Source organism: Amycolatopsis granulosa (assembly GCF_011758745.1).
GTDB classification, from domain to species: domain Bacteria; phylum Actinomycetota; class Actinomycetes; order Mycobacteriales; family Pseudonocardiaceae; genus Amycolatopsis_E; species Amycolatopsis_E granulosa.
This window is the reverse complement of record NZ_JAANOV010000001.1, coordinates 183,608-206,183: the sequence shown is the minus strand read 5'-3', so window position 1 is coordinate 206,183 and position 22,576 is coordinate 183,608. Positions and strand designations below refer to the sequence as shown.

Here is a 22,576-nt window from a genome sequence, read left to right as displayed (position 1 = left end):
GCGCCGCGCCGGCTCGTGATCTTGCTATCGGCGCGGTTCGCGCAGCGTCACGCGTTCGGCCCAAATATCCCCCTGGCGGGTAGCACTCCTAGGAGTTCCGCGAAAACGCTGGGTAATGTCAGCCGGGCTCTGGGGAGAGTCTGTTGTGGAGGGTCGATGTCGGCGAACGCTGCGCCGTTGTCCAGCCGGTTACCGGTCCGGTGGCTCGTCATCGCGATGCTCGCCGTGGTCGGCTTGCTCGTGGTGTGCCAGGGGGCGTACCGCACCGCCGAGGTGCAGGTGACCGGCGCCGTCCTGCGCTTGATCAGCGAGCACGGGGTGTACGTGGCCGGCGCAAGGCACACCGTCTACTTCGGCCTGGGCGGCAACCGGCCGCTGGGACTGCAGATGACACCGGAGTGCTCGTCCCTGTTCCTGGTCGTGCCGCTGGTCCTGGTGACGGCCGTGCTGGGGTACCTGCGGCCCGCGAACACGCGCCGGCTGCTGCTGTCCCTGCTGGTCTTCGCTGCCGTCGTCGCCGCGGTCAACCAGCTGCGCATGCTGCTCATCGTCGGCCTGGTGAACTGGCTCGGGATCTCCACGGGCTACTACTGGGGGCACACCCTGATGGGGTCACTCGTCAGCGTGATCGGCGGGGCCCTCGCCCTCGTGTTGTTCGTCCGGATCGGCCTGCGCCGCGAGCGGACCGCATGAGCGACGAGTCCTTCCAGGTCGTCCTGGGTATCACCCAGGCGTTCGCGTTGATGATGAGCGTGGCGTTCCTGGTCTACGTCACCGTCATCGTCGTGCCGTTCGTGCGGCACAAGCCGCGACCCGCCGGCGACAGCAGCGCGTTCAGCTGGCACTTCTTCGTGCCCTGCCGCGACGAGGAGGCGGTGATCGGCGACACCATCCACTACCTGCGCTCGACGTTCCCGCAGGCGCACGTGTGGATCGTGGACGACGACTCCGACGACCGGACCGCGCAGATCGTCACCGGTTTGCAGTACCGCGGCGGCTCCCCCGACCCGCGCCTGCACCTCGTGCGCCGCAGGCGGCCGCAGGCCCGCACCGGCAAAGGTGACGCGCTCAACGCGGCCTACGCGCAGCTGGTCGCCTTCCAGGGACTGCGCGAGGACTACGACCGGGTGATCGTGGTGGTGGTCGACGCGGACGGCCGGCCCGCCCCCGGCTGCCTCGACGTGTGCGCGGCCGGCCACCTCTTCGGGGACCGCACGGTAGGCGCCGTCCAGGTCGACGTCTGGATGAGCAACCGGGACGCCCCGCCGCCGTCGCGATCCCGTCCGGGCCGGGTGTTCGGGCTGAAACTGGCCCAGCTGCAGGATCTCGAGTTCCGCACCGCCATCGCCGCGATCCAGACCTCGCGCCGGTACACCGGCACGATCTCGCTGGGCGGCAACGGGCAGTTCACCCGGATGTCCGCGCTGGCGTCCATCGGCGGCGCGGAGCTCAAGCCGTGGCGCGGCTCCCTGCTGGAGGACTTCGAGCTGGGCGTCCACCTGCTCATCGCGGGCTGGCGCACCGAGTTCACCCCGGACACCCACGTGTCGCAGGAGGCGCTGTACAGCTTGCGGCGCTTCCTGACGCAGCGGACGCGGTGGGGGCAGGGAACCATGCAGTGCGGCCGTTATCTGCGCCGCATCTGGGATTCGGTGCATGTCAGCACCTTCGGCGCGGCAGAGATGATGTACTACCTGGCGCAGCCGTGGATGCAGTTGCTCGGCTCGCTCATCTACCCGGTGCCGTTCCTGGTGTTCCTGGGTGCCACCGTGACCGACCCGTCCCGGATGGGTGGCTGGTTCACCGGCGGCGGCTGGATCCTCTTCGCCGTCTACGGCACGTTCGGGCTCGCCCCGTTCGTCGTGTGGGGACCGATCTACCAGTGGAAGTGCTTGCGCAGCAAGAATTTCCTGCGCGGCATCGGGATGGGCCTGGCCTACGCGGTGTACATCTACACGTTCTACGTCACGTCCTGGCGCGCGCTCGTCCGGCTCGTCCGGGGACGCAACGGGTGGACGAAGACCCGCCGCAACACCGAGCCCGCCGCCGTCGCGATCGACAGTTAGCAGCGGTCGCCCTGCCCTCGAGGAGCGTCATGTCCGCGGTCACCGTACTCCGCGCGTTCCGCCGGGTGCGCTGCCCCAGGTGCGGGGGCCGGCGCACCGAACTCCGGGTGTTCGGCACGCGGCGGGACGGCCGGCCCGGGCGCCGGTGCCGCCGCGACCTGCGCGCGGCGGCCCGGCGGTGGCGGCGGGATCCGCGGTGCGCGGCCTGCCGCCCGGCCACCGGGGCGGGCCGGCGGCCGCTCCAGCGCTGACCGTTGCGGACGCGGCGCGCGAGCCGCTCAGGCGGGCGGGTCGAGGCGGATCCCGGCCAGCTGGGTCGCCTGGGCCACCAGCCGGCCCCGGCTGTCCCAGACGAAGCAGGCTTGATCGACCCGGTTCCCCTCGATCAGCTGCGCCTTCTGCAGCACCCGCACCGGGCCGGGCGCCGGCAGCGCCCGCACGTACGCGGTGAGCTCCAGGGTGGGCACCCACCCGGTGACGGCGACGTCCAGCGACGCCGGCGGGAACGCGTCGACGGCGTAGAGCAGGGCGAACGGGTCGAGGTCCGCGCCGCCGGGCAGGCTCAGCCAGCCCCGCAGCACGCCCGCGCCGCTCGGCGCGCCGCGGCTGAACCCGAGGTCCCCGGGCTGGATGCGCAGCTCGACCTGGTCCATGATCGCCGGCCCCGGGCCACCCCCGGCGGGACCGGTCACCCGCACGCAGTCCGCCGGCTCGCCGCGCACCGGCTCGGGCAGGCCGTCGCTCCAGTACGGCTTCGCCTCCGGATCGAGTGCGCCGAGCGTGCACAGCGCCTCCACGCAGGGCGTGCCGTCCTGCGTCATCCGCGTCCGCACCTGGCTGGCCGACCGGCCGGCGCGCAGCACCTCCACGTCCAGGGCGACCGGCCCCGGCTCCGGGGACCGCAGGTACAGCGCGCTCGCCGCGACGACGTCCGGGTGCGCGCCGGACCGCGCCGCGGCACGCCCCAGCATCGCCAGCAGGTAGCCGCCGTTGGGCTTGCCGAGCACGGTCCAGGCCGGGTGTGCCTCCGCCGTGAAACGTCCCGGGGACACCTCCTCGACGCGGGTGGCTTCGGCAAAGGTGGTGGTGGCGTGCTCGGTCACACTCGAATCCGTTCGCTGCAGCGGCAGGGCCGGGGGAAGCGTCGCACACGATCCACGCCGCCCCACGTCACACCCGCCGATGCGGAACAGCGCACGCCAGCGCCAGCGTCGCCACGCAGGCGGAGAACAACACGGCGACCCAGGCCCCGCGCGGGGTGGTGACGACCAACTCGGGGCCGAAGGCACCGGAAACCAGCACCCACACCGGGATCGGCGTCACCGCGAACGCACCGGCCGCCAGGCGCACCCACCACCGCCCGCGGCCGGCGATCGCGTACCCGCCGGCCATGCCGAACAGTGGCAGGGCCAGCGCGCCGCCACCGATCCCGCCGCTGAACAGCGGCTGACCGCCGCCGAGAGCGGCCACCGTCTCCGGGGAGAGGAGTACGGCAGCGGGGAACGTCAGCGGCGCCAGCGCCAGCAGCCGCCACCGGCGCCGTCCGCCGGTGCGGCGCAGGTGCTCGGCCCACGCCAGCAGGGCACCGGTGACGGCCCCGGGCAGCAGGATCTGGCCGAAGGTGCCGTACCAGGTGACGGTGGAGTCCGGCCCGGACACTTCGGCCATCACGCCGCGCAGGGCGGCCGCCCACGTCAGGCCGGCGAGCCCGCCGGTGGCGATCAGCGGACCGGCGGAGCGGGTCCGCGGCACCGGCGGGGCGGCGTTGCCGGTGGTCATCGCGGCATCCCGGCGGGCACCCGGCCGCGGCCGGCACCGGCGAGCAGGCCCACCCCGGCGACGGTGAGCACCAGCGTGATCGCGGCCAGCAGGCGGGCCCAGCCGGGCGCGTCGACGAAGAACGCCGGGATCGCCAGCAGGCCGGCCACCGCCCGCGACACGACGACGGTGATCACCCCGCCCCGGACGCGCCGCCACGCCGGAGTCACGGCGACGAGTGTGACGAGGCCGAGCACGGCCCCGATGACGACGACCGCGACGGGCGGGGCGCCGTCCCGGCCGAGACCGGCGGCGCCGGCGAGGTCGGCGAGGCCGAGCAGCGCGCACAGGACCAGGCCGGTGGTGAAGGTGACGTGACGGTTCATGACGATCTCCTCGGAAGGGTCGGAACGGGCCTCCAGCCTGCGCGGCGGACGACGGCGGCGGCCACGACGCGCACTCACCGAGCAGTCACCGTTCCGGCCGCGCCAACCGCCCGACCGCGGCGACGGTGGCGCGGTGCCCCTCCGGGTTCATCGGCGGGAGCCCGGCCGCCACGTCGTCCCGCTGCGCGCAGAGCCGGGCCGCGTCCGCCAGGCGGCCCCCGGCGACCGCTACCGCCGCCAGACCCTCCAGGCACCACGACAGGTACATCGGGTTGCCGATGTGCTCGAACAACTCCCGGCTCTCCTCGAACAGCCCCCGCGCCGCGCCGACCCGGCCGGCGGCGAGCTCGGTGTGACCGAGCTGGGTGGTGGACATCGCCGTGGCCCACAGGTCCCCGTACCGCCGGGCGGAGGCGAGCGCGACCTCGCCGAGCTCGCGCGCCCGCCGCAGGTCGCCGGTCAGCTGCGCCACGTGGGCGAGGTGTGCCAGGAGCTGGTCGGCACTCCGCTCGTCGCCGCGTGCGCGGTGGAGCCGTTCGCATTCCCCCAGCCACCGCGCCGCGTCCTCGTACCGGCCGTCGAGCTGCGCGTTCGTGCCCAGGATGCGCAGCGCGTCGGCGATGCGGCTGCCGTCGCGCCGGGCCCGGGCGAGCTCGAGCGCTTCCCCGGCCAGCCGGCGCGACCGTCCGGGCCGGCCGGCCTGCGTGGCCTGCCAGGCGAGCAACAGGAGCGCCTCCCCGAGATCCCGCGCCGAACCGGTCGCGCGGGTCTCGGCCAGTCCCCGGTCGGCCAGCTCACCGGCCCGCGCGGTGTCGCCGGTGAACATCAGGTCGTAGGACAACCCGAGCAGCGCCGCGGCGTGCCCGGCCCGGTCACCGATCCGGTCCGCGAGCGCGCGGGCTTCGTCGTGGTCGGCGGCCGACTCCGCGTACCGGTCGGTGACGCGCCGGAACACGCCGCGGGTGTTGAGTGCGGTGACCAGGTCGGCGGCGGTCCCCTCCCGGCGGGCCAGACCGACCAGCTGCTCGCACCAGGCCCCGGCGTCCGCCAGCGCCGACACCTCGATCGCCATCCGGGCGGCTCCGGCCAGTGCCGCCACCCGGGTCGGCACCGGCACCCGCTCCACGCCGCCCAGCCCCAGGGCCGCGCGGACGACGCGGACACCTTCCCCGAGCAGGCCGTGTTCCAGCCAGAACGCGGGCAGCGCCGCGCACAGCCGCAGCGCGTGTGCCGCGTCCCTGGCGGCCAGCGCCCGCTCCAGCGCGGCGCGGAGGTTGTCGAGCTCGGGCGCCAGCTCCTCCGGCGTCCCCCGCTCCGCCAGCCCGGCGTAGTAGCGGATGTGCGCCCGGACGGCCGCCTCCGCCTCCCCCGCCGCCGTCAGGCGCTCGAGTCCGTACTCGCGGATCGTTTCGAGCATGCGGATGCGCCCGTCCGGCCGGACGTCGACGATGCTCGCCTCAGCCAGCTCGTCCAGCGACTGTCCACTCGCGACGGATTCCGCGGCGTGCCGGGAACAGCCGCCCGCGAACACCGACAGCTTCCGGAACGCCGCCCGCGCATCACCGGAGAGCAGCTGGTAGCTCCAGCCGATCGCGTCCCGCATCGTCCGCTGCCGGTCGGGCAGGTCGCGAGGGCCGCCGACCAGCACCGGCAGCCGCTGTTCCAGCCGGTGGAGCAGGACACGCGGCGGCAGCGACCGCACGCGCGCCGCGGCCAGCTCGATCGCCAGCGGCAGCCCGTCCAGCCGACGGCAGATCTCCGCCACGGCTTCGACATCACCGGGCTCCGGTGGCACCCCGGCTGCTGCGGCGCGTTCGGTGAACAACCGGGCCGCCGGCGAGTCCGGGTCACGCGACTCCAGCGGCGCGATGCGGTACTCGCGCTCGGCGCGCAGGCGCAGCGGCACCCGGCTCGTGGTCAGGACGGTGAGCCCGGGACAGGCGGTCAGCAGGCCCAGCACCTCGGTCCCGGCGGCGACCACGTGCTCGAAGTTGTCCAGCAGCAGGAGCACCCGCTTGTCGCGCAACACCGCGGTCAGGCGGGTGGACACCGGCAGCGGCCCGCGTTCGTCCAGCCCCACCTGCCGGGCGATCGCCGCGGTGACCAGACCTGGGTCGCGCACCGGCGACAGGTCGACGAACACGGCGCCGCCGGGGTACTGCTCGCCCAGTGCGCCGAGCACGTCCAGCGCGAGGCGCGTCTTGCCCACGCCACCGGGCCCGGTCAGCGTCAGCAACCGGGTCTCGCCGCGCTCGAGCAGCTCGACGAGCGCCGCCGCGACCCCGGCGCGGCCGATCAACGGCGGCAGCAGCAGCGGCCCGGACGTCACCGGCTCGACGGCCCCCGGGCGTGCGGCGGCCAGCACGTTCGCACGCTGGTCCGCGTCCAGTTCCAGGGCGTCGGCCAGCAACCGCACGGTGTCCAGCCGCGGGCTGCGGCGCGGGTCCCGTTCCAGGTCGCTGACCGCGCGCGGGCTCACCCCGGCCCGCTCGGCCAGGGCCTCCTGGGTCAGCCCCGCGGCCAGCCGCAGCCGTTTGAGCAGGGCGCCGAAACCCGAGGTGCGCACACCAGGGACATCGCCGCGGGGTGCGCGGATGTGTCAGGTGTGCGGTGAGCGTTCGTCGTGGGCTCGTCCGCCTCCCGCGCCCATGCTGGACGGGCAGTCACCGACGGAAGGAAACGACCATGACCGCCGAGATCAAGATCCGCGCACGCCGCATCAGCGAAGAGGTGTTCAACCAGGGCGACGTCGCGGTCCTCGACGACCTCCTCGCCCCCGGGTACACCCAGTACCTCGCCGCGGAGGACCGCACCACGAACGCGGCGGAGCTCGCCGCGTTCGTCGCCGGGACCCGCCGGGCGTTCCCGGACCTGCGGGTCCACACCGAGGAGCAGATCGTCGAGGGCGACACCCTCGTGCAGCGGCTCATCCTCACCGGCACGCACCAGGGTGATGCCTTCGCCGGGCTGCCCCCGGCCACCGGAGCCCGGTTGTGCGTGCCGATGGTCGACGTGTACCGCTTCGACCCGGATGGCCGGTTCACCCACCGCTGGACCCTGTGGGACGAACACGCGGTGCGCACACAACTCGGCCTGACCGCCGCGCTGGGCACCCCCTGACGACGGGCGGCTCAGATCCCCAGCAGCGCGCGCAGCTGCCGGACGTGCCCCTGCGCCTGCACCGCGTACCGGGCGTGTTCGATCCGGCCGGTCGCGTCCAGGACGAACGTCGAGCGCAGCGGGCCGGCACCGGTCGTGCCGTTGACGGTCTTCTCGCCCCACGCGCCGTAGCTGCGGTGCACCGATCCGTCCACATCGGACAGCAGCGGGTACGTCAGCTGCTCCGTCCTGGCCCACTCCGCGAGCCGGTGCGGCGGGTCCGGGGAGATGCCGACGACCGTCACCCCGGCCGCGTGCAGCGAAGCCAGGTTGTCCCGGAAGTCGCACGCCTCGGTGGTACAGCCGGGAGTGCCGGCGGCCGGGTAGAAGTACAGGATGCTCCGCCGGCCCAGCAGCGACCCGAGCGTCACCGTCGCGCCGTCGGCACCGGGCAGCGTGAAATCGGGGGCGGCATCGCCCGTGTCCAGGTGCACGACCATCTCGGACCTCCTCGTCGGTGAGTTCACAGCTTCGGGTGCCGGTTGACGTCCTTGTACAGCAGGTAGCGGAACCGGCCCGGTCCCCCGGCGTAACAGGCCTGCGGGCAGAACGCCCGCAGCCACATGAAGTCGCCCTCCTGCACCTCCACCCAGTCCTTGTTCAGCAGGTACACGGCCTTGCCCTCGAGCACGTAGAGCCCGTGCTCCATCACGTGCGTCTCCGGGAACGGGATCGCCGCGCCGGGCTGGAAGTTGACGATGTTGACGTGCATGTCGTGCCGCAGGTCGGCGGGGTCCACGAACCGGGTGGTCGTCCAGGCGCCGCCGGTGCCGGGCATCGGCGCCGGCTCGATGTCGCGCTCGTTGGTGACGAACGCCTCCGGCACGGCGATGCCCTCGACGGCCTCGTAGGCCTTGCGCACCCAGTGGAACCGGGCCGGCTCGCCGCCCTCGTTGCGCGCGTTCCAGCCGGTCCCGGGCGGCAGGTAGGCGTAACCACCCTCGCCGAGGGTGTGCGCGGTGCCGCCGATCGTCACGACCAGCTCGCCGCCGACCACGAACAGCACGCCCTCCGCGCGCGGGTCCGGTTCGGGCCGCTGAGAGCCGCCACCGGGTGAGACCTCCACGATGTACTGGGAGAACGTCTCGGCGAACCCGGACAGCGGCCGGGCGAGGATCCACACCCGCGTGCCGTCCCAGAACGGCAGGTTGCTGGTCACGATGTCGGTCATCGTGCCGCGCGGCAGGACGGCGTAGGCCTCGGTGAACACCGCCCGGTCGGTGGTGAGCTGGGTCTGCGGGGGCAGGCCGCCCGTGGGTGCGTAGTACCGGCCGTTCATGCCATCTCTCCCGTTCTCGTCGGAAAACCCGTCGGCGCTCACGTCTCGTCCCGCACCAGCATCCGGCCCCGCGGCGGCGCGCCGAGGTCGATCCGCTCGCCCCGCAGCCACGTGCTGCGCACCACACCGCTCAACCGCTGCCCCTCGTACGGGGTGATCGGGTTGCGGTGGTGCAGCGACCGCGCCACGACGACGAACTCCTCGTCCGGCGCGAGCACGCAGAAGTCCGCGTCGCAGCCGGGCTCGATGCGGCCCTTGCGGCGCATCCCGGTCTGCGCGGCCGGCGCCTGCGCCATCCACCTGACCACATCGGACAGCCCGAAGCCGCGCGCCCGCCCGTGCGTCCACACCAGCGGCAGACCGAGCTGGAGCGACGAAATACCGCCCCACGCCTCGCCGAAGTCCCCCGAGTCCAGTCGTTTCAGGGCCACTGTGGACGGTGAGTGGTCGCTGACCACCAGATCGATCACACCGTCGCGCAGTGCCGCCCACAGCTGTTCGCGGTTGTCCCGTTCCCGGATCGGCGGGCAGCACTTGAACTGGGTCGCGCCGGGCGGGATGTCCTCGGCGGTGAGGGTCAGGTAGTGCGGGCAGGTCTCGGCGGTGACCGCCACCCCGCCGGCGCGGGCCTGCGCGATGATCGGCACAACCTCCGCGCTCGACACGTGCAGGATGTGCACCCGGCACCCGGTCGCGCCGGACAGCTCGACAACCTCCCGGACCGCGCGGTTCTCCGCCTCCCGCGGCCGGGACGCCAGGAAGTCGCGGTAGTCGCGGCCGTGGGCGGCGCCGACCGCGTCGTGGGCCTCGGCGTGCACGATCAGCAGCCCGCCGAACGAGGCGATCTCCCGCATCGCCGCGTCCAGCTGGGCCCGGTCGAGGTGACCGAACTCCTCGACACCCGACGGCGACAGGAAGCACTTGAACCCGAACACCCCGGCCTCGTGCAGCGGCCGCAGGTCCGGCACGTTGCCGGGCACGGCCCCGCCCCAGAACCCGGCGTCCGTCCAGATCTGGTCCCGCGCGGTCTTGCGCTTGGTCTCCAGGGCGGCGACGTCGACCGTGGGCGGGATGCTGTTGAGCGGCATGTCGACCAGGGTCGTCACGCCGCCGGCCGCGGCTGCCCTGGTCGCGCTGCGGAAGCCTTCCCACTCGGTGCGGCCGGGATCGTTGACGTGCACGTGGGAGTCCACCAGCCCGGGCAGCAGGACCTCGTCGCCGGCCAGGTGCACCTCCTCGGCGCCCGGCACGACCGCGTCGAACGCCTCGACGGCGGCGATCACACTCCCGCGGACCACGACAGCGGCCGGCCGTTCCCCGGACGGGGTGACCGTCCGGCGGGCCCGGATGACCAGCGTTCGCTCGCTCATTCGGTTTCGCCTCCCTCGAGGTGTTCGGCGGCGATCCGCTCGCCGAGTGTTTCCAGCAGCCGCGCCCCGTCGCGCAGGCAGACGTCGATGTCCGGTTCGAGGTCGGTCAGCGCGTAGGCCGCCCGGATGCCGGTGTCGTGCAGCCGCGCGGGCGGCAGCGTCGTGCTGCCGCACACCGCGACCACCGGCACGCCGGCACGCCCGGCCGCCCGCGCGACCCCGGCCGGTGCCTTGCCGTGCAACGTCTGCTCGTCCAGCATGCCCTCCCCGGTCACGACGAGGTCGGCGCCGCGGAGGGCCCCGGAGAACCCGGCCAGGTCGAGCACCAGCTCGATGCCCGGCCGCAGCGCCGCGCCGAGCAGGGCCAGCCCGGCGAAGCCGACGCCTCCCGCCGCGCCCGCACCGGGCGTGTCCCGCAGGTCGCGGCCGGTGGTGCGGGCGACCACGTCGGCCCAGTGCGCCAGGGCCACGTCCAGCCGGGCGACCTCCGCCGGTCCGGCTCCCTTCTGCGGACCGTACACCGCCGCCGCGCCCCGCGGACCGGTCAGCGGATTGTCCACATCGGACGCGATCGTCACCGCGACGTCCCGCGTCGCCGCCCGCAGGCCGGTGAGGTCGATCGAGGCGACCCCGGGCAGCGCCACCCCGCCGTCACCGATCTCGCCGCCCGAGGCGTCGAGCAGGCGCGCGCCGAGCGCGGCGACCAGGCCGGCACCACCGTCGGTGCCGGCGCTGCCGCCGACGCCCAGCACGATCTCGCGGCAGCCGGCCGCGATCGCCGCGGCCATCACCTCGCCCGTGCCGCGGCTGGTGGCCCGCAGTGGCCGGAGCCGGCCACCGGGCAGGCGCACCAGCCCGGACACGGCGGCCAGCTCCACCACCGCGACGTCACCCCGCCTGGCGTACCAGGTGTCCACCGGCTCGCCCGTCGGCCCGGACGCGGTGACCGGGACCGCGGTGAACCCCGCGGCCAGCACCGCCGCCAGCGTGCCGTCGCCCCCGTCGGCGACGGGCACCGCGCGCACCCGCGCGTCCGGCCTGGCCCGGCGCACGCCGGCACCCACGGCGTCGGCGACCTGCGCCGCGGTCAGCGAGCCCTTGAACTTGTCGGAAGCGACGAGCACCGTCAACACCGTTGGCACCGGAGGCCCCTCAGGCCGGGACGATCGCGGTCGGCGCGTCCCCGGGCCGCTCGGCGAGCTCCTCGAACTCGGCCACGTCGTCGATGGCCGCGGCGCCCATCGACACGTTCGTGACCCGCTCCAGGATGATCTCGACGACCACCGGCACGCGCAGCTCCGCCGCGAGCGTCTTGGCCTTTTCCAGCGACGGCAGGATGTCGTCGGGCTCGAACACCCGGATCGCCTTGCAGCCCAGCCCTTCGGCGACCTTGACGTGGTCGACACCGTAGCCGCCGAGCTCCGGTGCGTTGATGTTGTCGAACGACAGCTGGACGCAGTAGTCCATGTCGAACCCGCGCTGTGCCTGCCGGATCAGTCCGAGGTAGGCGTTGTTCACCAGCACGTGCACGTACGGGATGCCGAACTGCGCGCCGACCGCCAGCTCCTCGATGAGGAACTGGAAGTCGTAGTCACCGGACAGTGCCACGACCGTGGCGTCCGGGTCGGCGGTGGCCACCCCCAGCGCGGCGGGAACGGTCCAGCCGAGCGGGCCGGCCTGCCCGGCGTTGATCCAGTGCCGCGGCTGGTAGACGTGCAGCATCTGCGCGGCCTGGATCTGCGACAGCCCGATCGTGCTGACGTAGCGGGTGCCGGGGCCGAAGGCGCGGTTCATCTCCTGGTAGACGCGCTGCGGCTTGATCGGCACGGTGTCGAAGTGCGTCTTGCGCAGCAGGGTCCGGCGGCGCTGCCGGCACTCCGCCGCCCACCGCGAGCGGTCCGGCAGCCGGCCCGCGGCCCGCCACTGGCGCGCCACCTCGACGAAGACCTCGAGCGCGGCCCTGGCGTCGGACACGATGCCGTAGTCCGGCGCGAACACCCGGCCGATCTGCGTCGGCTCGATGTCGACGTGCACGAACGTGCGGCCGGCGGTGTAGACGTCCAGGCCGCCGGTGTGCCGGTTGGCCCAGCGGTTGCCGATGCCGAGCACGAAATCGCTGGCCAGCAGCGTCGCGTTGCCGTAGCGGTGCGAGGTTTGCAGGCCCACCATCCCGGCCATCAGGGGATGGTCGTCGGGGATCGTGCCCCAGCCCATCAGCGTCGGCACCACCGGGACGCCGGTCAGCTCGGCGAATTCGACCAGCAGCTCGGCGGCGTCGGCGTTGACCACGCCGCCGCCGGAGACGATCAGCGGCCGCTCGGCCCCGGCCAGCATCGACAGGGCCCGCTCGGCCTGCGCCCGGGTCGCGGCGGGCCTGGCCACCGGCAACGGCTCGTAGGTGGCGATGTCGAACTCGATCTCGGCGAGCTGGACGTCGAGCGGCAGGTCGATCAGCACCGGGCCGGGCCTGCCCTCCCGCATCAGCCGGAACGCCTTGGCGAACGTGCCCGGCACCTGCGCGGGCTCCAGGACGGTGACCGCCATCTTCGCGACCGGTGCGGCGATGGCGGAGATGTCGACGGCCTGGAAGTCCTCCTTGTGCAGCTTGGCGACCGGCGCCTGCCCGGTGATGCACAGGATCGGGACGGAGTCCGCCGACGCCGAGTACAGGCCGGTGATCATGTCGGTGCCGGCCGGACCGGAGGTCCCGACGCAGATGCCGATGTTGCCCGGCTCGGCGCGGCTGTAGCCCTCGGCCATGTGCGAGGCCGCCTCGACGTGGCGGGCCAGCACGTGCCGGATGCCGCCGTGGGCCTTCATGGCGCTGTAGAACGGGTTGATCGCCGCACCCGGCAGGCCGAACGCCTGGGTGGCGCCCTCCTTCTCCAGGATGAGCACCGCGGCGTCGACGACTCTCATGCGTGCCATGGTTGGTTTCCTTCCGATGCGCGAGGTCCGGGACGTGCCGCCCCGGACGGAGGTCAGGTGTCGGCGCGGCCGCTGAGCCGCTCGACGCCGCGCAGCAGGCCCGAGTGGTCGAGCCCGCCGTCCCCGGCGGCCTTCGCTGCGGCCATGAGCTGGGCGACCAGCGCGCCGAGGGGGATGACGACGCCGGCTTCGCGGGCGGCGGCGGTGACGATGCCCAGGTCCTTGTGGTGCAGTTCGATGCGGAAGCCGGGCGGGAACGAGTGGGTGAGCATGTTCTGCTTCTTCTGCTCGAGCACCGTCGACCCGGCCAGCCCGCCGCCGAGGACCTCCAGTGCGGCCTCGGTGTCCACGCCGTAGGCCTCGAGGAAGACGACAGCCTCCGCGAGCGCCTGGATGTTCGCCGCGACGATCAGCTGGTTGGCGGCTTTCACGGTCTGCCCGGAACCGGTCGGGCCGACGTGCACGACGGTCTTGCCGACCACGTCGAAGATCGGTTTCGCGGCGGCGAAGTCGGCCCTCTCGCCACCGACCATGATGGACAGTGCGGCGTTGCGGGCGCCGGCCTCGCCGCCGGACACCGGCGCGTCCAGCAACCGGAGACCGCGCTCCCGGGCCTGTTCGGCGAGCTCGGCGGTCACGTCCGGGCGGATGCTGGAGAAGTCGATCACCAGCGCGCCCCGCCGCGCGTGGTCGAAGACACCGCCCTCCCCCGCGAGGACCTCCCGCACGTCCGGCGAGTCGGGGACCATCACGCAAATCACGTCGGCGCCCTCGACCGCCTCGGCGATCGACCGCGCGGCGCGGCCGCCGGCGTCCACGAGGGGTTTGGTCTTCTCCGGTGTCCGGTTGTACCCGGTCACGTCGTGCCCGGCCCCGGCCAGGTGCACCGCCATCGGGCTGCCCATGATGCCGAGACCGATGAACGCGATGCTGCTCATGTTCCTGCCGTCCTTCCCTGGGGGTTGCTGGTCATCAGGCGCGGGCGCCCGCGCCGCGGCGGTCCCGCGGCAGCCAGCCGAAGCTGTCCGCCGAGGCACCCGAGGGCACATACTCCAGGCCCACCCACCCGGAATAGCCGCGCTCCTGCAGGTCCGCCAGCTGGCGCTGGAGCGGGAGCCGGCCGGTGCCGGGCTCGTGCCGCCCCGGTGCGTCGGCGATCTGCACGTGCCCGATGCGGCCGGCGTGCGCGGCGATGACGTCGTCCACGTCGTCCCCGTTGACCGCCAGGTGGTAGAGGTCGGCGAGCAGGGCGACGTTGTCCGCCCCCGCCTGCCGGACCCGGTCCAGGACGGCGAGCGCGTCGGCCGCGGTCAGCAGCGGGTACCGCGGCGCACCGCTGACCGGCTCGACCAGCACGGTCCCGCCGATGCGGTTCGCCGCCCGCGCCGCCAGCACCAGGTTCTGCACGGCCAGCTCGTCCTGTTCCTCCGGCGCACCGCCGACCCGGTTGCCGTAGAGCGCGTTGAAGCTCCTGGCGCCCAGCTGTTCGCCGATGCCGATCGTGACGTCGATGTTGTCGCGGAACTCGGCCGACCGGGCCGGCCACGACACCAGGCCGCGGTCGCCGCCTGCCATGTCACCGGCGAAGAAGTTCAGCCCGGCCAGCTGGACACCGGCGTCGCGGACGGCCGAGACGAACCGGTCGACCTCCGCGTCGCCCGGCACCGCCTCGGCGAAGGGCCACCAGAACTCGACGCCGTCGAACCCGGCCTCCTTCGCCGCCGCGGGTCGTTGCAGCAGCGGCAGCTCGGTGAACAGGATGGAGCAGTTGACTTCGTAGGGCAGTGCGTGTGTCACGTTCGTTCCTCGCTCCTTTGAGTCCCCGCGGTCAGGTCCCCGCGGTCAGGTCCCCGCGGTCAGGTCCCGGCGGGGCGATGCCCGGCCCTGGCACGGCGTTCCCGGGTGTCCAGGTCGTCCTCGAGCGTGTCGCCGAACCGGTCGAGCGAGCTCTCCCCCGCCTCGAAGACCGACGCGCCCGGCTTGTTGCCGGCCCGGAGTTCGTTGAACAGCAGGTTCAGCACGACCGCGACGATCGCCGTCGCGCTGATGCCGGAGTGCATGATGACGCCGAACCACGACGGGAACGCCTGCCAGAACTTCGGCGCGGCGACCGGGATGATCCCGATGCCCAGGGCGACCGCCACGATCAGCATGTTGAGGTTGTTCTGGTACCGCACCCGCGCGAGGGTGCGGATCCCGCTGCTCATCACCGTGCCGAACAGCACGATGCCGGCGCCGCCGAGCACGGGGTACGGGATCGCCGCGACCACCGCGCCCACGACCGGCAGCAGACCGAACAGCAGCAGCACGCCACCGCCGACGGCCACCGCGAACCGGCTCTTGATCCCGGTCAACGCGACCAGGCCGACGTTCTGCGCGAACGCGCTCGCCGGGAACGACCCGAACAGCGGGGCGACCGTGGACGCGGCCATGTCGGCGCGCAGGCCGCCCGCGACCCGCTTGGCGTCCACTGTGGTCCCCACGATCTCGCCGACGGCGAGGATGTCCGCCGTCGTCTCGGTCATGATGACGAAGACGACGATCGTCATCGACACGATCGCGGCGACCCCGAACGTGGGCGACCCGAAGTGCAGGACCGGCGGGAGGGCGAAGATCTTCGCCTCGCCCACCCGGGAGAAGTCCGCCTTGCCGGTGCACACCGCGACGACCGTGCCGATCACGATGCCGATCAGGATCGACAGCCGCGAGAGGGCGCCCTGGAACAGCCTGCTGATCACCAGGATGACGACCAGCGTCAGCGCCGCGAGGCCGATGTTGGACACCGAGCCGAGGTCCTTCGCGCCGTCGCCGCCCTGCGCCCAGGTGAACGCGGTCGGCATCAGCGACAGGCCGATCACCGTGATGACCGTGCCGGTGACCACCGCCGGGAACAGCCGCACGAGCTGCGCGAAGAACGACGACGCGATCAGCCCGATCAGGCCGGCCACGATGATGGCGCCGAACACCGGCCGCACGCCCCCGTCGGAGGCGATCGCGACCATGGTGGACACACTCGCGAAGGACACACCCTGGACCAGCGGCAGGCGGCTGCCGAACGGGCCGAGGCCCAGCGTCTGGAGCAGGGTCGCCAGGCCGCTGACGAACAGCCCGGCGGTGACGAGCAGCGCCTTGTCCCCGGCCGACAGGCCGGCGGCACCGCCCACGATCAGCGGCGGCGCGATGACCCCGCCGTACATGGTGAGGATGTGCTGCGTGCCGTAGGCGAGCAATCGCGGGAAGGAATGGGTCTCGTCCTCGGGCCGGCCGCGGTACTTGGAAGATCGGTTGAACAGCCTCATTGCTGTCTCCTCGTCAGGTCGGCTCACACCCAGCCGGGCACGGCGTGCCAGGCCGAGCCCGGCTCCGATGCGTCGTCACGCAGGACAGTGGCTTCGATCAGCCCGAAGGGGCGGTCCGCCGCGTAGAACACCTCGTGGGGGTTGTCCACCCCGAACGGCGAGAGGTCCACCAGGAAGTGGTGCTTGTTCGGTGCGGACAGGCGGATCTCGGCGACCTCCGGGTGCTTCTCCAGCACCGCCTGGCCCATGCCGTACAGCGTCTGCTGCAACGCGTAGCTGTGGATCTCGGCGAACTGCTCGAGCATCAGGTCGCGGATCGACTCGTAGGACTCGTCCCACGCCACGTCGGTGTGGTCGTAGCGCCACCTGGCCACCAGTGAGGTCGCCAGGATCCGGTCGTCGGTCTCCGGCAGTGTCGTGTAGGAGTCCTTGAGGAAACCGTGGAACTCCGAGCCGGTCGACTTCAGGACCGTGAGGTCCTTGATGCCGGAGACGACATGGGTGCGCCGGTCGTCGCCGCGGCGATCGACGTTGACCACGGTGGTGCGGGTGCCCACGCCGGTCTGCACGAACGAATGGTCGTGACCCTTGCCGCCCACCGGGATCCGCTGCCACGGCGTCTCGTCGATCTCGATGCGCGCCCCGTCGGCGGCGGGGGTGCGGTCGAGGAAGTGGCCGGCGAGGGTGCGGGCGAAGTCCTCGATCGCGCCGATGCCCTTCTCCTTCGCGAAGCTGAAGATCGTGTTCTTCTGTGTGTCGGTGGGCAGGACGTCGCCCTGGTCGCCCTCGATGTGCGCGCCGGCGAAGTCGCCGCGCAGCGCGCTGGAGACGGTCAGGTCGCGGATCTCGTGGCGCGGGGTGTCGCGGTAGACGCGGACGAGGTGGTTCTGCGCTTTGCCGTACTGGTTGGGGCCCAGGACGATGGCCATGGGGGGTCAGCTCCCTCGGTAGGTGGAGTAGGCGAACGGGCTCAGCAGCACCGGGACGTGGTAGTGCTGCCCGGGATCGGCGAGTGCGAAGGTGAGGGTGATTTCGGGGAAGAAGCAGGTCTGGCCGGTGGCGGCGAAGTAGGCGGCGGTGTCGAACACGAGCCGGTAGGCACCGGCGTCGAGGCGGTCGGGGCCGAGGTCGGCGATGCGGCCGTCGTCGTCGGTCGCGCCGGTGGCCAGCACCCCCGGCTTCCCGGCCCGCTCCAGCCGCACACGGACGCCGGCGGCGGGGCGGCCGAGCGCGGTGTCGAGCACGTGGGTGGTGATCGCGCTCATCCGTCCACCAGCTTCCGCACGCGCAGGACGGCGATCTTGCGCAGTTCCCCGGCCACGACCGGGGCCTCCTCCTCCGGCGTGTGGCCGAGGCGCTCCCGCAGGTTCGCGAGGATCTGCTCACCGGACAGGCCGGTGGCGCAGATCAGGAAGACGCGCCCGAACTTCGCCTCGTAGGCGCGGTTACCCTCGATCAGGGCGGCTGCGGTGCCGGGGTCGCCGCCGACGGCCGACTGCTCCTGTCTCGACCAGGCCGACTCGACGTCCTTGCCCTGGGCGCGTTCCCCGATGCGGGGGTGCGCGGCCAGCGCCCGGTCGACCTCCGCCGCGGTGAGTTCGCGCGCGGCCTGGTCCGCGACGGCGACCAGCGCGCCGGCATTCGCGTACGGGCGGCCGGCGCGGACCTTGTCCGCCCACGCGGGCACGTCGCAGCAGGCGCGTAGCGCGGTGGTGAGGGGGCCGGGGGCTGCGGAGTTGAACTCCTCCAACGTCATCCTGCACTCCTTCCGCAGTGCGGAATTCGCATTTCGTGACATGAGAGATGGTGGGCCCGCGACCCGGGTCACGTCAACAGTTTGTTGAAAATCGGTGATAACCTGCCCGGGGAGCGGACCGGATTCCGCCCAGCGGACAGCCGGCTCGAGGATGAGCACCTGCTGGCGAGGACTTGCTGTTCCGCTATGCAGACATTAGTGTTCGCGTTGCGGAACTTCTCCGCCTCTCCCCTTTTCCTTGTCGCGTCAAGCGAGGTTCGATGCCGAACACCAGCCCCGGGTACGCCGTCACCGTCCGGGTCGAGACGCCCTCCCACTCAGGCGCCACCAGTGATCTGGTGGCCGCGGTGAGCCGCTCCGGCGGCGAACTGACGGCGCTCGACGTCGTGGAGTCGCACGCCGACCGCCTCGTCGTGGACGTCACCTGCGACGCGGTGGACGCCGCCCACGCCGAGACCATCACCAAGACACTCACCGGGATCCCGCGGGTTCGCGTGCGCAAGGTCAGCGACCGCACCTTCCTGATGCACCTCGGCGGCAAGCTCGAGGTCAACCCGAAGGTCCCGCTCAAGCACCGCGACGACCTCTCCCGCGCCTACACCCCCGGGGTCGCCCGGGTGTGCCGGGCGATCGCCGAGAACCCCGCCGACGTCCGGCGGCTCACCATCAAACGCAACACCGTCGCGGTCGTGACCGACGGTTCGGCCGTGCTCGGGCTGGGCAACATCGGCCCGGCCGCCGCACTGCCGGTCATGGAGGGCAAGGCAGCGCTGTTCAAACAGTTCGCCGGGGTGGACGCGTGGCCGGTGTGCCTCGGCACGCAGGACACCGGCAAGATCGTCGAGATCGTCCTCGCACTGTCCACTGTCTACGGTGGGATCAACCTGGAGGACATCGCGGCGCCACGCTGTTTCGAGATCGAACGGCAGCTGCGGGAACAGCTCGACATCCCCGTGTTCCACGACGACCAGCACGGCACCGCGATCGTCGTGCTCGCCGCGCTGACCAACGCCCTGCGGGTGGTGGGCAAGCAGCGGCCGGAGATCCGGGTGGTCGTCAGCGGTGTCGGTGCCGCCGGGCACGCCATCGTGAAGCTGCTGCTCGCCCAGGGGGTGCGCGACATCGTGGCGTGCGACCGGCGCGGCGTGGTGCACCGGGGCCGCGGGGAGATGGACCCGGCGCGGCAGTGGATCGCCGACCACACCAACCCGCGGGGGCTCACCGGCACGCTCACCGAATCGTTGCGGGACGCCGACGTGTTCATCGGCGTGTCCGCGCCGAACCTGCTCACCGGCGACGACATCGCGACGATGGCCGACGACGCGATCGTGTTCGCACTGGCCAACCCGGACCCGGAGGTCGACCCGCTCGCGGCCCGCGCCCACGCGGCGGTCGTCGCGACCGGCCGGTCGGACTTTCCCAACCAGATCAACAACGTCCTCGCGTTCCCCGGCTTCTTCCGCGGGATGCTGGACGCGGGAGCGCACGAGATCACCGAATCGGTGATGCTCGCCGCCGCCACCGCGATCGCCGACCGGGTCGGACCGGACGAGCTCAACGCCAGCTACATCGTCCCGTCGGTGTTCGACCGGCAGGTCGCGCCCGAGGTCGCCGCCGCGGTCGGGCGGGCCGCGAACCGGGAGGCGGACCGGGCATGAGGGACCACGAACTGAACGCGTTCGCCGCCGAACTCGACGCGCGGCTTTCCGGTGCGGACTCCGCGCTCGCCCGCCGGTACCCGGGCGACCGGGACGTGCGGCAGCCGGTGCACACCGTCTACGTGCCGGGCGACCGGTACACCGCCGGCACCGTGCGCGACTGGGGCGAGCAGGCGCTGGCGGCCCTCGACCGGCACGCCCCCACCGCGGAGGAGTTCGCCGGGATCACCGGTGTCGCCGCGGACGCGGTGAGCGAGGTGTACCCGTGGGTGCGGGAGAAACTGTCCCGGGAGCCGGTCGAGGACCTGCGGATCGACTTCGAGGACGGGTTCACCGCGGGCGAGGACGCGGAAGACGCCGCCGTGGTCGCGGCGGCGCAGGTGCTGGCGGAGTCGGTCCGTGCCGGAACCGCGCCCCCGTTCCACGGCATCCGGTTCAAAAGCTTCGAGGCACCCACCCGCCGGCGCGGGCTGCGGACACTGGTCCGGTTCGTCGAGGCGCTGCACGAGGCCGGCGGCCTCGGTGAAGGATTCGTCGTCACGCTGCCGAAGGTGACGTCGGCCGAGCAGGTCGAGGCGATGGTGCTGGTGTGCGAGCGGCTGGAAGCCGCGCTCGGCCTGGCGGCGCGGAGCCTTCGGTTCGAGATCCAGGTCGAGACCCCGCAGTGCATCGTCGGCGCGGACGGCTCGGTGCCGATCGCGCGGATGCTGCACGCGGCGGACGGCCGGTGCACGGGCCTGCACTACGGCACCTACGACTACTCCGCGTCCTGCGGGATCGCGGCCGCCTACCAGAGCATGGAACACCCCGCCGCGGACCACGCGAAGGCGGTCATGCAGGTGGCCGCCGCCGGCACCGGCGTCCACCTGTCCGACGGTTCCACGAACGTGCTGCCCGCCGGCGGCCCGTCCCAGGTGCAGGCGGCCTGGCGGCTGCACACCCGGCTCGTCCGCCGTTCCCTGGAGCGCGGCTTCTACCAGGGCTGGGACCTGCACCCCGCGCAACTGCCGACGCGCTACCTCGCCACGTACGCGTTCTACCGGCAGGGACTGCCGGACGCGCTGACCCGCCTGCACGCCTACACCGGCGGCGGTGACTCGGCCTACCTGGACGAACCCGCCACCGCCGCCGCACTGGCACGCTTCGTCCTGCGCGGCGTGGACTGCGGCGGGGTGAGCGCCGCGGAGGTCACCGAGCGGACCGGCCTGGACCTGGACCGCCTCACCGTCCTGGCCCACCCCCGGCCGCGGTGAGGCGGCACCGGTACGCCCGGGGCGGTACCGGCCCCGGGCGTACCGGTCACGACGGCCCGGTCACCGCACCCCGGCCAGCGGCCAGCGGCGGTCGGCGAGCACCGGGAATTCCGCGCGCACCCTGTCCACCACCGCGGGGTCGACGTCGCAGCACAGCACCTCTTCGTCCGCGCCCGCCTCGGCCAGCACCTTGCCCCACGGGTCCACCACGCGGCTGTGGCCGCCGAGTTCCACCCCGCCGTCCTGGCGGCCCGCGGCGTTGACGGCCACCACCAGCACCTGTTCCTCCACCGCGCGGCACGTGGTGAACAGGCGCCAGTGCTCCCGCCGGGCGGCCGGCCACGCGGCGGGCACGACCACGGTCTGCGCACCCCGGTCGACGAGTCCGCGCCACAGTTCGGGGAAGCGCAGGTCATAGCAGGTGGTGGCACCGAACCTGCCGAACGGTGTCTCGGCGATCTCGAGCCGGTCCCCGGGGGTGAGCAGCTCGGCCTCCCGGGAGGCGTAGCCGAAGACGTGGATCTTGCGGTAGGTGTGCGCGATGGTGCCGTCCGGGGCGAGCAGGACGGCCGTGTTGGCGAGGCGGCCGTGCTGGTCGCGTTCGATGATGCTGCCGAGGTGCACGAAGGCGCCCAGCGCACGCGCCCACTCGCGGGCCACCGCCACGGTGGGGCCCTCCAGCGGCTCGGCGCGCTCGGGATAACGGTCGAAGGCGAAGTAGCCGGCCGCCCAGAGCTCGGGCAGCACCACCAGGTCGGCACCACGCGCCTGGGCGACCAGCGAACCCGCGCGCACGCGCCGGTCCTCCGGCGACTCCTCGGGCGGGCTGGCCAGCTGGACCATCGCGATTCTCATGACTGCTCCTCCAGCCGCAGCGCGGCCATCGTGCTCGCCAGGTGCGCCGACAGCGCCTCGCCGGCCTTCGCCGGGTCACCGGACCGTAGGGTGTCGACGATCGCGGTGTGCTCGGCGAGCACCCGCGCCGCCCGGTCATTCCCGGTGCGCACGGCACGCAGGCCCATCCGCACCTGCCGGTCGCGCAGGCCCTCGTAGAACTCCGCGAGCACCGGGTTGCCGGCCCTGCGCACGATGGCGCGGTGGAAGGCCCGGTCGCAGTCGATGAAGCCGACCGGGTCGTCGATCAGCTCGCGCTGCCGCCCGACCAGCCGGTCCAGCTCACCGAGGAAGTCCTCGCCCGCCGGCACGACGCGGCACAGGCACCAGTGTTCGACGAGCTCGCGTGCCTCCATCACGGCGCGGACCTCCGCGTCGGAGATGGGCGGCACGAACGCGCCCTTCTTCGGCACGATCTCCAGGAAACCCTCCGCCTCCAGGCGGAGCAACGCTTCCCGCACCGGTGTCCGCGAGGTGCCCGCCTCCTGCGCGACCTCGGACTCGGTCAGGAACGTGCCCCCGTCCCTCGGGAGCTCCGCGATGCGCTGCTTCAGGAAGCGGTACGTGGCGTCCTGGGCCGAGCGCCGCCGCCCACCTTCTCGTAAGCTCGTCATACAAGATGTATACAACCTGTTCACAACGGGCACAAGCGTCGCTCGCAGCACGCTGGCCGGCTCCATGCACTGCGCGGCGATCATCCGGTCGAACGGATCCCGGTGCCCCGGTTCGATGGACCCGGCGAGGAGAGCGTGCTCGTCCGTCACGGAGAG

General features: G+C 72.9%; 23 protein-coding genes. 6 read left to right on the top strand and 17 right to left on the bottom strand.

Going from position 1 to position 22,576, the window contains the following annotated elements:
• The first annotated feature begins 156 nt into the window (after positions 1–156).
• From xrtP to FHX45_RS00930, 3 genes are read left to right on the top strand one after another with little or no spacing between them, the layout of a single operon-like run.
• Positions 157–693, top strand: a complete 537-nt coding sequence (gene xrtP / locus FHX45_RS00940; protein ID WP_167096140.1) for an exosortase P — start codon at positions 157–159, stop codon at positions 691–693.
• Complete coding sequence (locus FHX45_RS00935; protein ID WP_167096139.1) at positions 690–2,066, top strand: XrtP-associated glycosyltransferase; 1,377 nt, start codon at positions 690–692, stop codon at positions 2,064–2,066. The genes xrtP and FHX45_RS00935 overlap by 4 nt, the downstream gene beginning before the upstream one ends.
• Before the next feature lie 29 nt (positions 2,067–2,095).
• Positions 2,096–2,317 (top strand): hypothetical protein, encoded by a 222-nt coding sequence (locus FHX45_RS00930; RefSeq protein ID WP_167096138.1) that lies wholly within the window; start codon positions 2,096–2,098, stop codon positions 2,315–2,317.
• A 27-nt stretch (positions 2,318–2,344) separates the two neighbouring features.
• Here the strand turns inward: FHX45_RS00930 and FHX45_RS00925 are convergent, their stop codons facing one another.
• From FHX45_RS00925 to FHX45_RS00910, 4 genes are all read right to left on the bottom strand, one after another.
• On the bottom strand, positions 2,345–3,169 hold the full coding sequence (locus FHX45_RS00925) for an acyl-CoA thioesterase domain-containing protein (protein WP_167096137.1): 825 nt from the start codon (positions 3,167–3,169) through the stop codon (positions 2,345–2,347).
• A 67-nt stretch (positions 3,170–3,236) separates the two neighbouring features.
• Positions 3,237–3,845 (bottom strand): hypothetical protein, encoded by a 609-nt coding sequence (locus FHX45_RS00920; protein ID WP_167096136.1) that lies wholly within the window; start codon positions 3,843–3,845, stop codon positions 3,237–3,239.
• Positions 3,842–4,210 carry a hypothetical protein gene (locus tag FHX45_RS00915; RefSeq protein ID WP_167096135.1) on the bottom strand — a complete coding sequence of 123 codons (369 nt, stop codon included), beginning with the start codon at positions 4,208–4,210 and terminating at the stop codon, positions 3,842–3,844. Before FHX45_RS00915 ends, FHX45_RS00920 begins: the two co-directional genes overlap by 4 nt.
• Positions 4,211–4,295: 85 nt before the next feature.
• Positions 4,296–6,776, bottom strand: coding sequence for a helix-turn-helix domain-containing protein (locus FHX45_RS00910; protein WP_167096134.1), 2,481 nt, complete (start codon positions 6,774–6,776; stop codon positions 4,296–4,298).
• Positions 6,777–6,895: 119 nt separating this feature from the next.
• Between FHX45_RS00910 and FHX45_RS00905 the strand changes: the two genes are divergently transcribed.
• Positions 6,896–7,330 carry an ester cyclase gene (locus tag FHX45_RS00905; protein WP_167096133.1) on the top strand — a complete coding sequence of 145 codons (435 nt, stop codon included), beginning with the start codon at positions 6,896–6,898 and terminating at the stop codon, positions 7,328–7,330.
• A gap of 11 nt (positions 7,331–7,341) precedes the next feature.
• On the opposite strand, the gene FHX45_RS00900 is transcribed toward FHX45_RS00905, so the two are convergent.
• From FHX45_RS00900 to uraD, 11 genes are read right to left on the bottom strand one after another with little or no spacing between them, the layout of a single operon-like run.
• On the bottom strand, positions 7,342–7,809 hold the full coding sequence (locus FHX45_RS00900; RefSeq protein WP_167096131.1) for a peroxiredoxin: 468 nt from the start codon (positions 7,807–7,809) through the stop codon (positions 7,342–7,344).
• Between the two features lie 23 nt (positions 7,810–7,832).
• A complete protein-coding gene (locus FHX45_RS00895; protein ID WP_167096130.1) occupies positions 7,833–8,648 on the bottom strand; it encodes a bifunctional allantoicase/(S)-ureidoglycine aminohydrolase in 816 nt (271 codons plus the stop codon).
• A 38-nt stretch (positions 8,649–8,686) separates the two neighbouring features.
• On the bottom strand, positions 8,687–10,018 hold the full coding sequence (gene allB, locus FHX45_RS00890; protein ID WP_167096128.1) for an allantoinase AllB: 1,332 nt from the start codon (positions 10,016–10,018) through the stop codon (positions 8,687–8,689).
• A complete protein-coding gene (locus tag FHX45_RS00885) occupies positions 10,015–11,148 on the bottom strand; it encodes a glycerate kinase (RefSeq protein WP_208406252.1) in 1,134 nt (377 codons plus the stop codon). Before FHX45_RS00885 ends, allB begins: the two co-directional genes overlap by 4 nt.
• Positions 11,149–11,170: 22 nt before the next feature.
• Entirely contained in the window at positions 11,171–12,946 is a 1,776-nt protein-coding gene (gene gcl, locus FHX45_RS00880) for a glyoxylate carboligase (protein WP_167096126.1), read from the bottom strand.
• Between the two features lie 53 nt (positions 12,947–12,999).
• On the bottom strand, positions 13,000–13,884 hold the full coding sequence (locus FHX45_RS00875) for a 2-hydroxy-3-oxopropionate reductase (RefSeq protein ID WP_167096125.1): 885 nt from the start codon (positions 13,882–13,884) through the stop codon (positions 13,000–13,002).
• Positions 13,885–13,918: 34 nt separating this feature from the next.
• Complete coding sequence (locus tag FHX45_RS00870; RefSeq protein ID WP_167096124.1) at positions 13,919–14,743, bottom strand: TIM barrel protein; 825 nt, start codon at positions 14,741–14,743, stop codon at positions 13,919–13,921.
• 59 nt (positions 14,744–14,802) lie between these two features.
• Complete coding sequence (locus FHX45_RS00865; RefSeq protein ID WP_167096122.1) at positions 14,803–16,245, bottom strand: nucleobase:cation symporter-2 family protein; 1,443 nt, start codon at positions 16,243–16,245, stop codon at positions 14,803–14,805.
• A gap of 23 nt (positions 16,246–16,268) precedes the next feature.
• Positions 16,269–17,174 (bottom strand): factor-independent urate hydroxylase, encoded by a 906-nt coding sequence (pucL, locus tag FHX45_RS00860; protein WP_167096120.1) that lies wholly within the window; start codon positions 17,172–17,174, stop codon positions 16,269–16,271.
• A 6-nt stretch (positions 17,175–17,180) separates the two neighbouring features.
• Positions 17,181–17,510 (bottom strand): hydroxyisourate hydrolase, encoded by a 330-nt coding sequence (gene uraH / locus FHX45_RS00855; protein ID WP_167096118.1) that lies wholly within the window; start codon positions 17,508–17,510, stop codon positions 17,181–17,183.
• Positions 17,507–18,001 carry a 2-oxo-4-hydroxy-4-carboxy-5-ureidoimidazoline decarboxylase gene (gene uraD / locus FHX45_RS00850; RefSeq protein ID WP_167096116.1) on the bottom strand — a complete coding sequence of 165 codons (495 nt, stop codon included), beginning with the start codon at positions 17,999–18,001 and terminating at the stop codon, positions 17,507–17,509. Before uraD ends, uraH begins: the two co-directional genes overlap by 4 nt.
• Before the next feature lie 260 nt (positions 18,002–18,261).
• Here uraD and FHX45_RS00845 point away from each other — a divergent pair, with 260 nt between their 5' ends.
• A complete protein-coding gene (locus tag FHX45_RS00845) occupies positions 18,262–19,659 on the top strand; it encodes an NAD-dependent malic enzyme (protein ID WP_167096114.1) in 1,398 nt (465 codons plus the stop codon).
• Positions 19,656–20,912 (top strand): DUF6986 family protein, encoded by a 1,257-nt coding sequence (locus FHX45_RS00840; RefSeq protein ID WP_167096112.1) that lies wholly within the window; start codon positions 19,656–19,658, stop codon positions 20,910–20,912. The genes FHX45_RS00845 and FHX45_RS00840 overlap by 4 nt, the downstream gene beginning before the upstream one ends.
• Before the next feature lie 60 nt (positions 20,913–20,972).
• Here FHX45_RS00840 and FHX45_RS00835 read toward each other — a convergent pair whose 3' ends face one another.
• The gene (locus tag FHX45_RS00835) at positions 20,973–21,767 is read right to left on the bottom strand and encodes a carbon-nitrogen family hydrolase (protein ID WP_167096110.1); all 795 of its coding nucleotides are present in this window, start codon (positions 21,765–21,767) and stop codon (positions 20,973–20,975) included.
• The gene (locus FHX45_RS00830) at positions 21,764–22,420 is read right to left on the bottom strand and encodes a GntR family transcriptional regulator (protein WP_167096108.1); all 657 of its coding nucleotides are present in this window, start codon (positions 22,418–22,420) and stop codon (positions 21,764–21,766) included. The genes FHX45_RS00835 and FHX45_RS00830 overlap by 4 nt, the downstream gene beginning before the upstream one ends.
• Positions 22,421–22,576 lie beyond the last annotated feature (156 nt).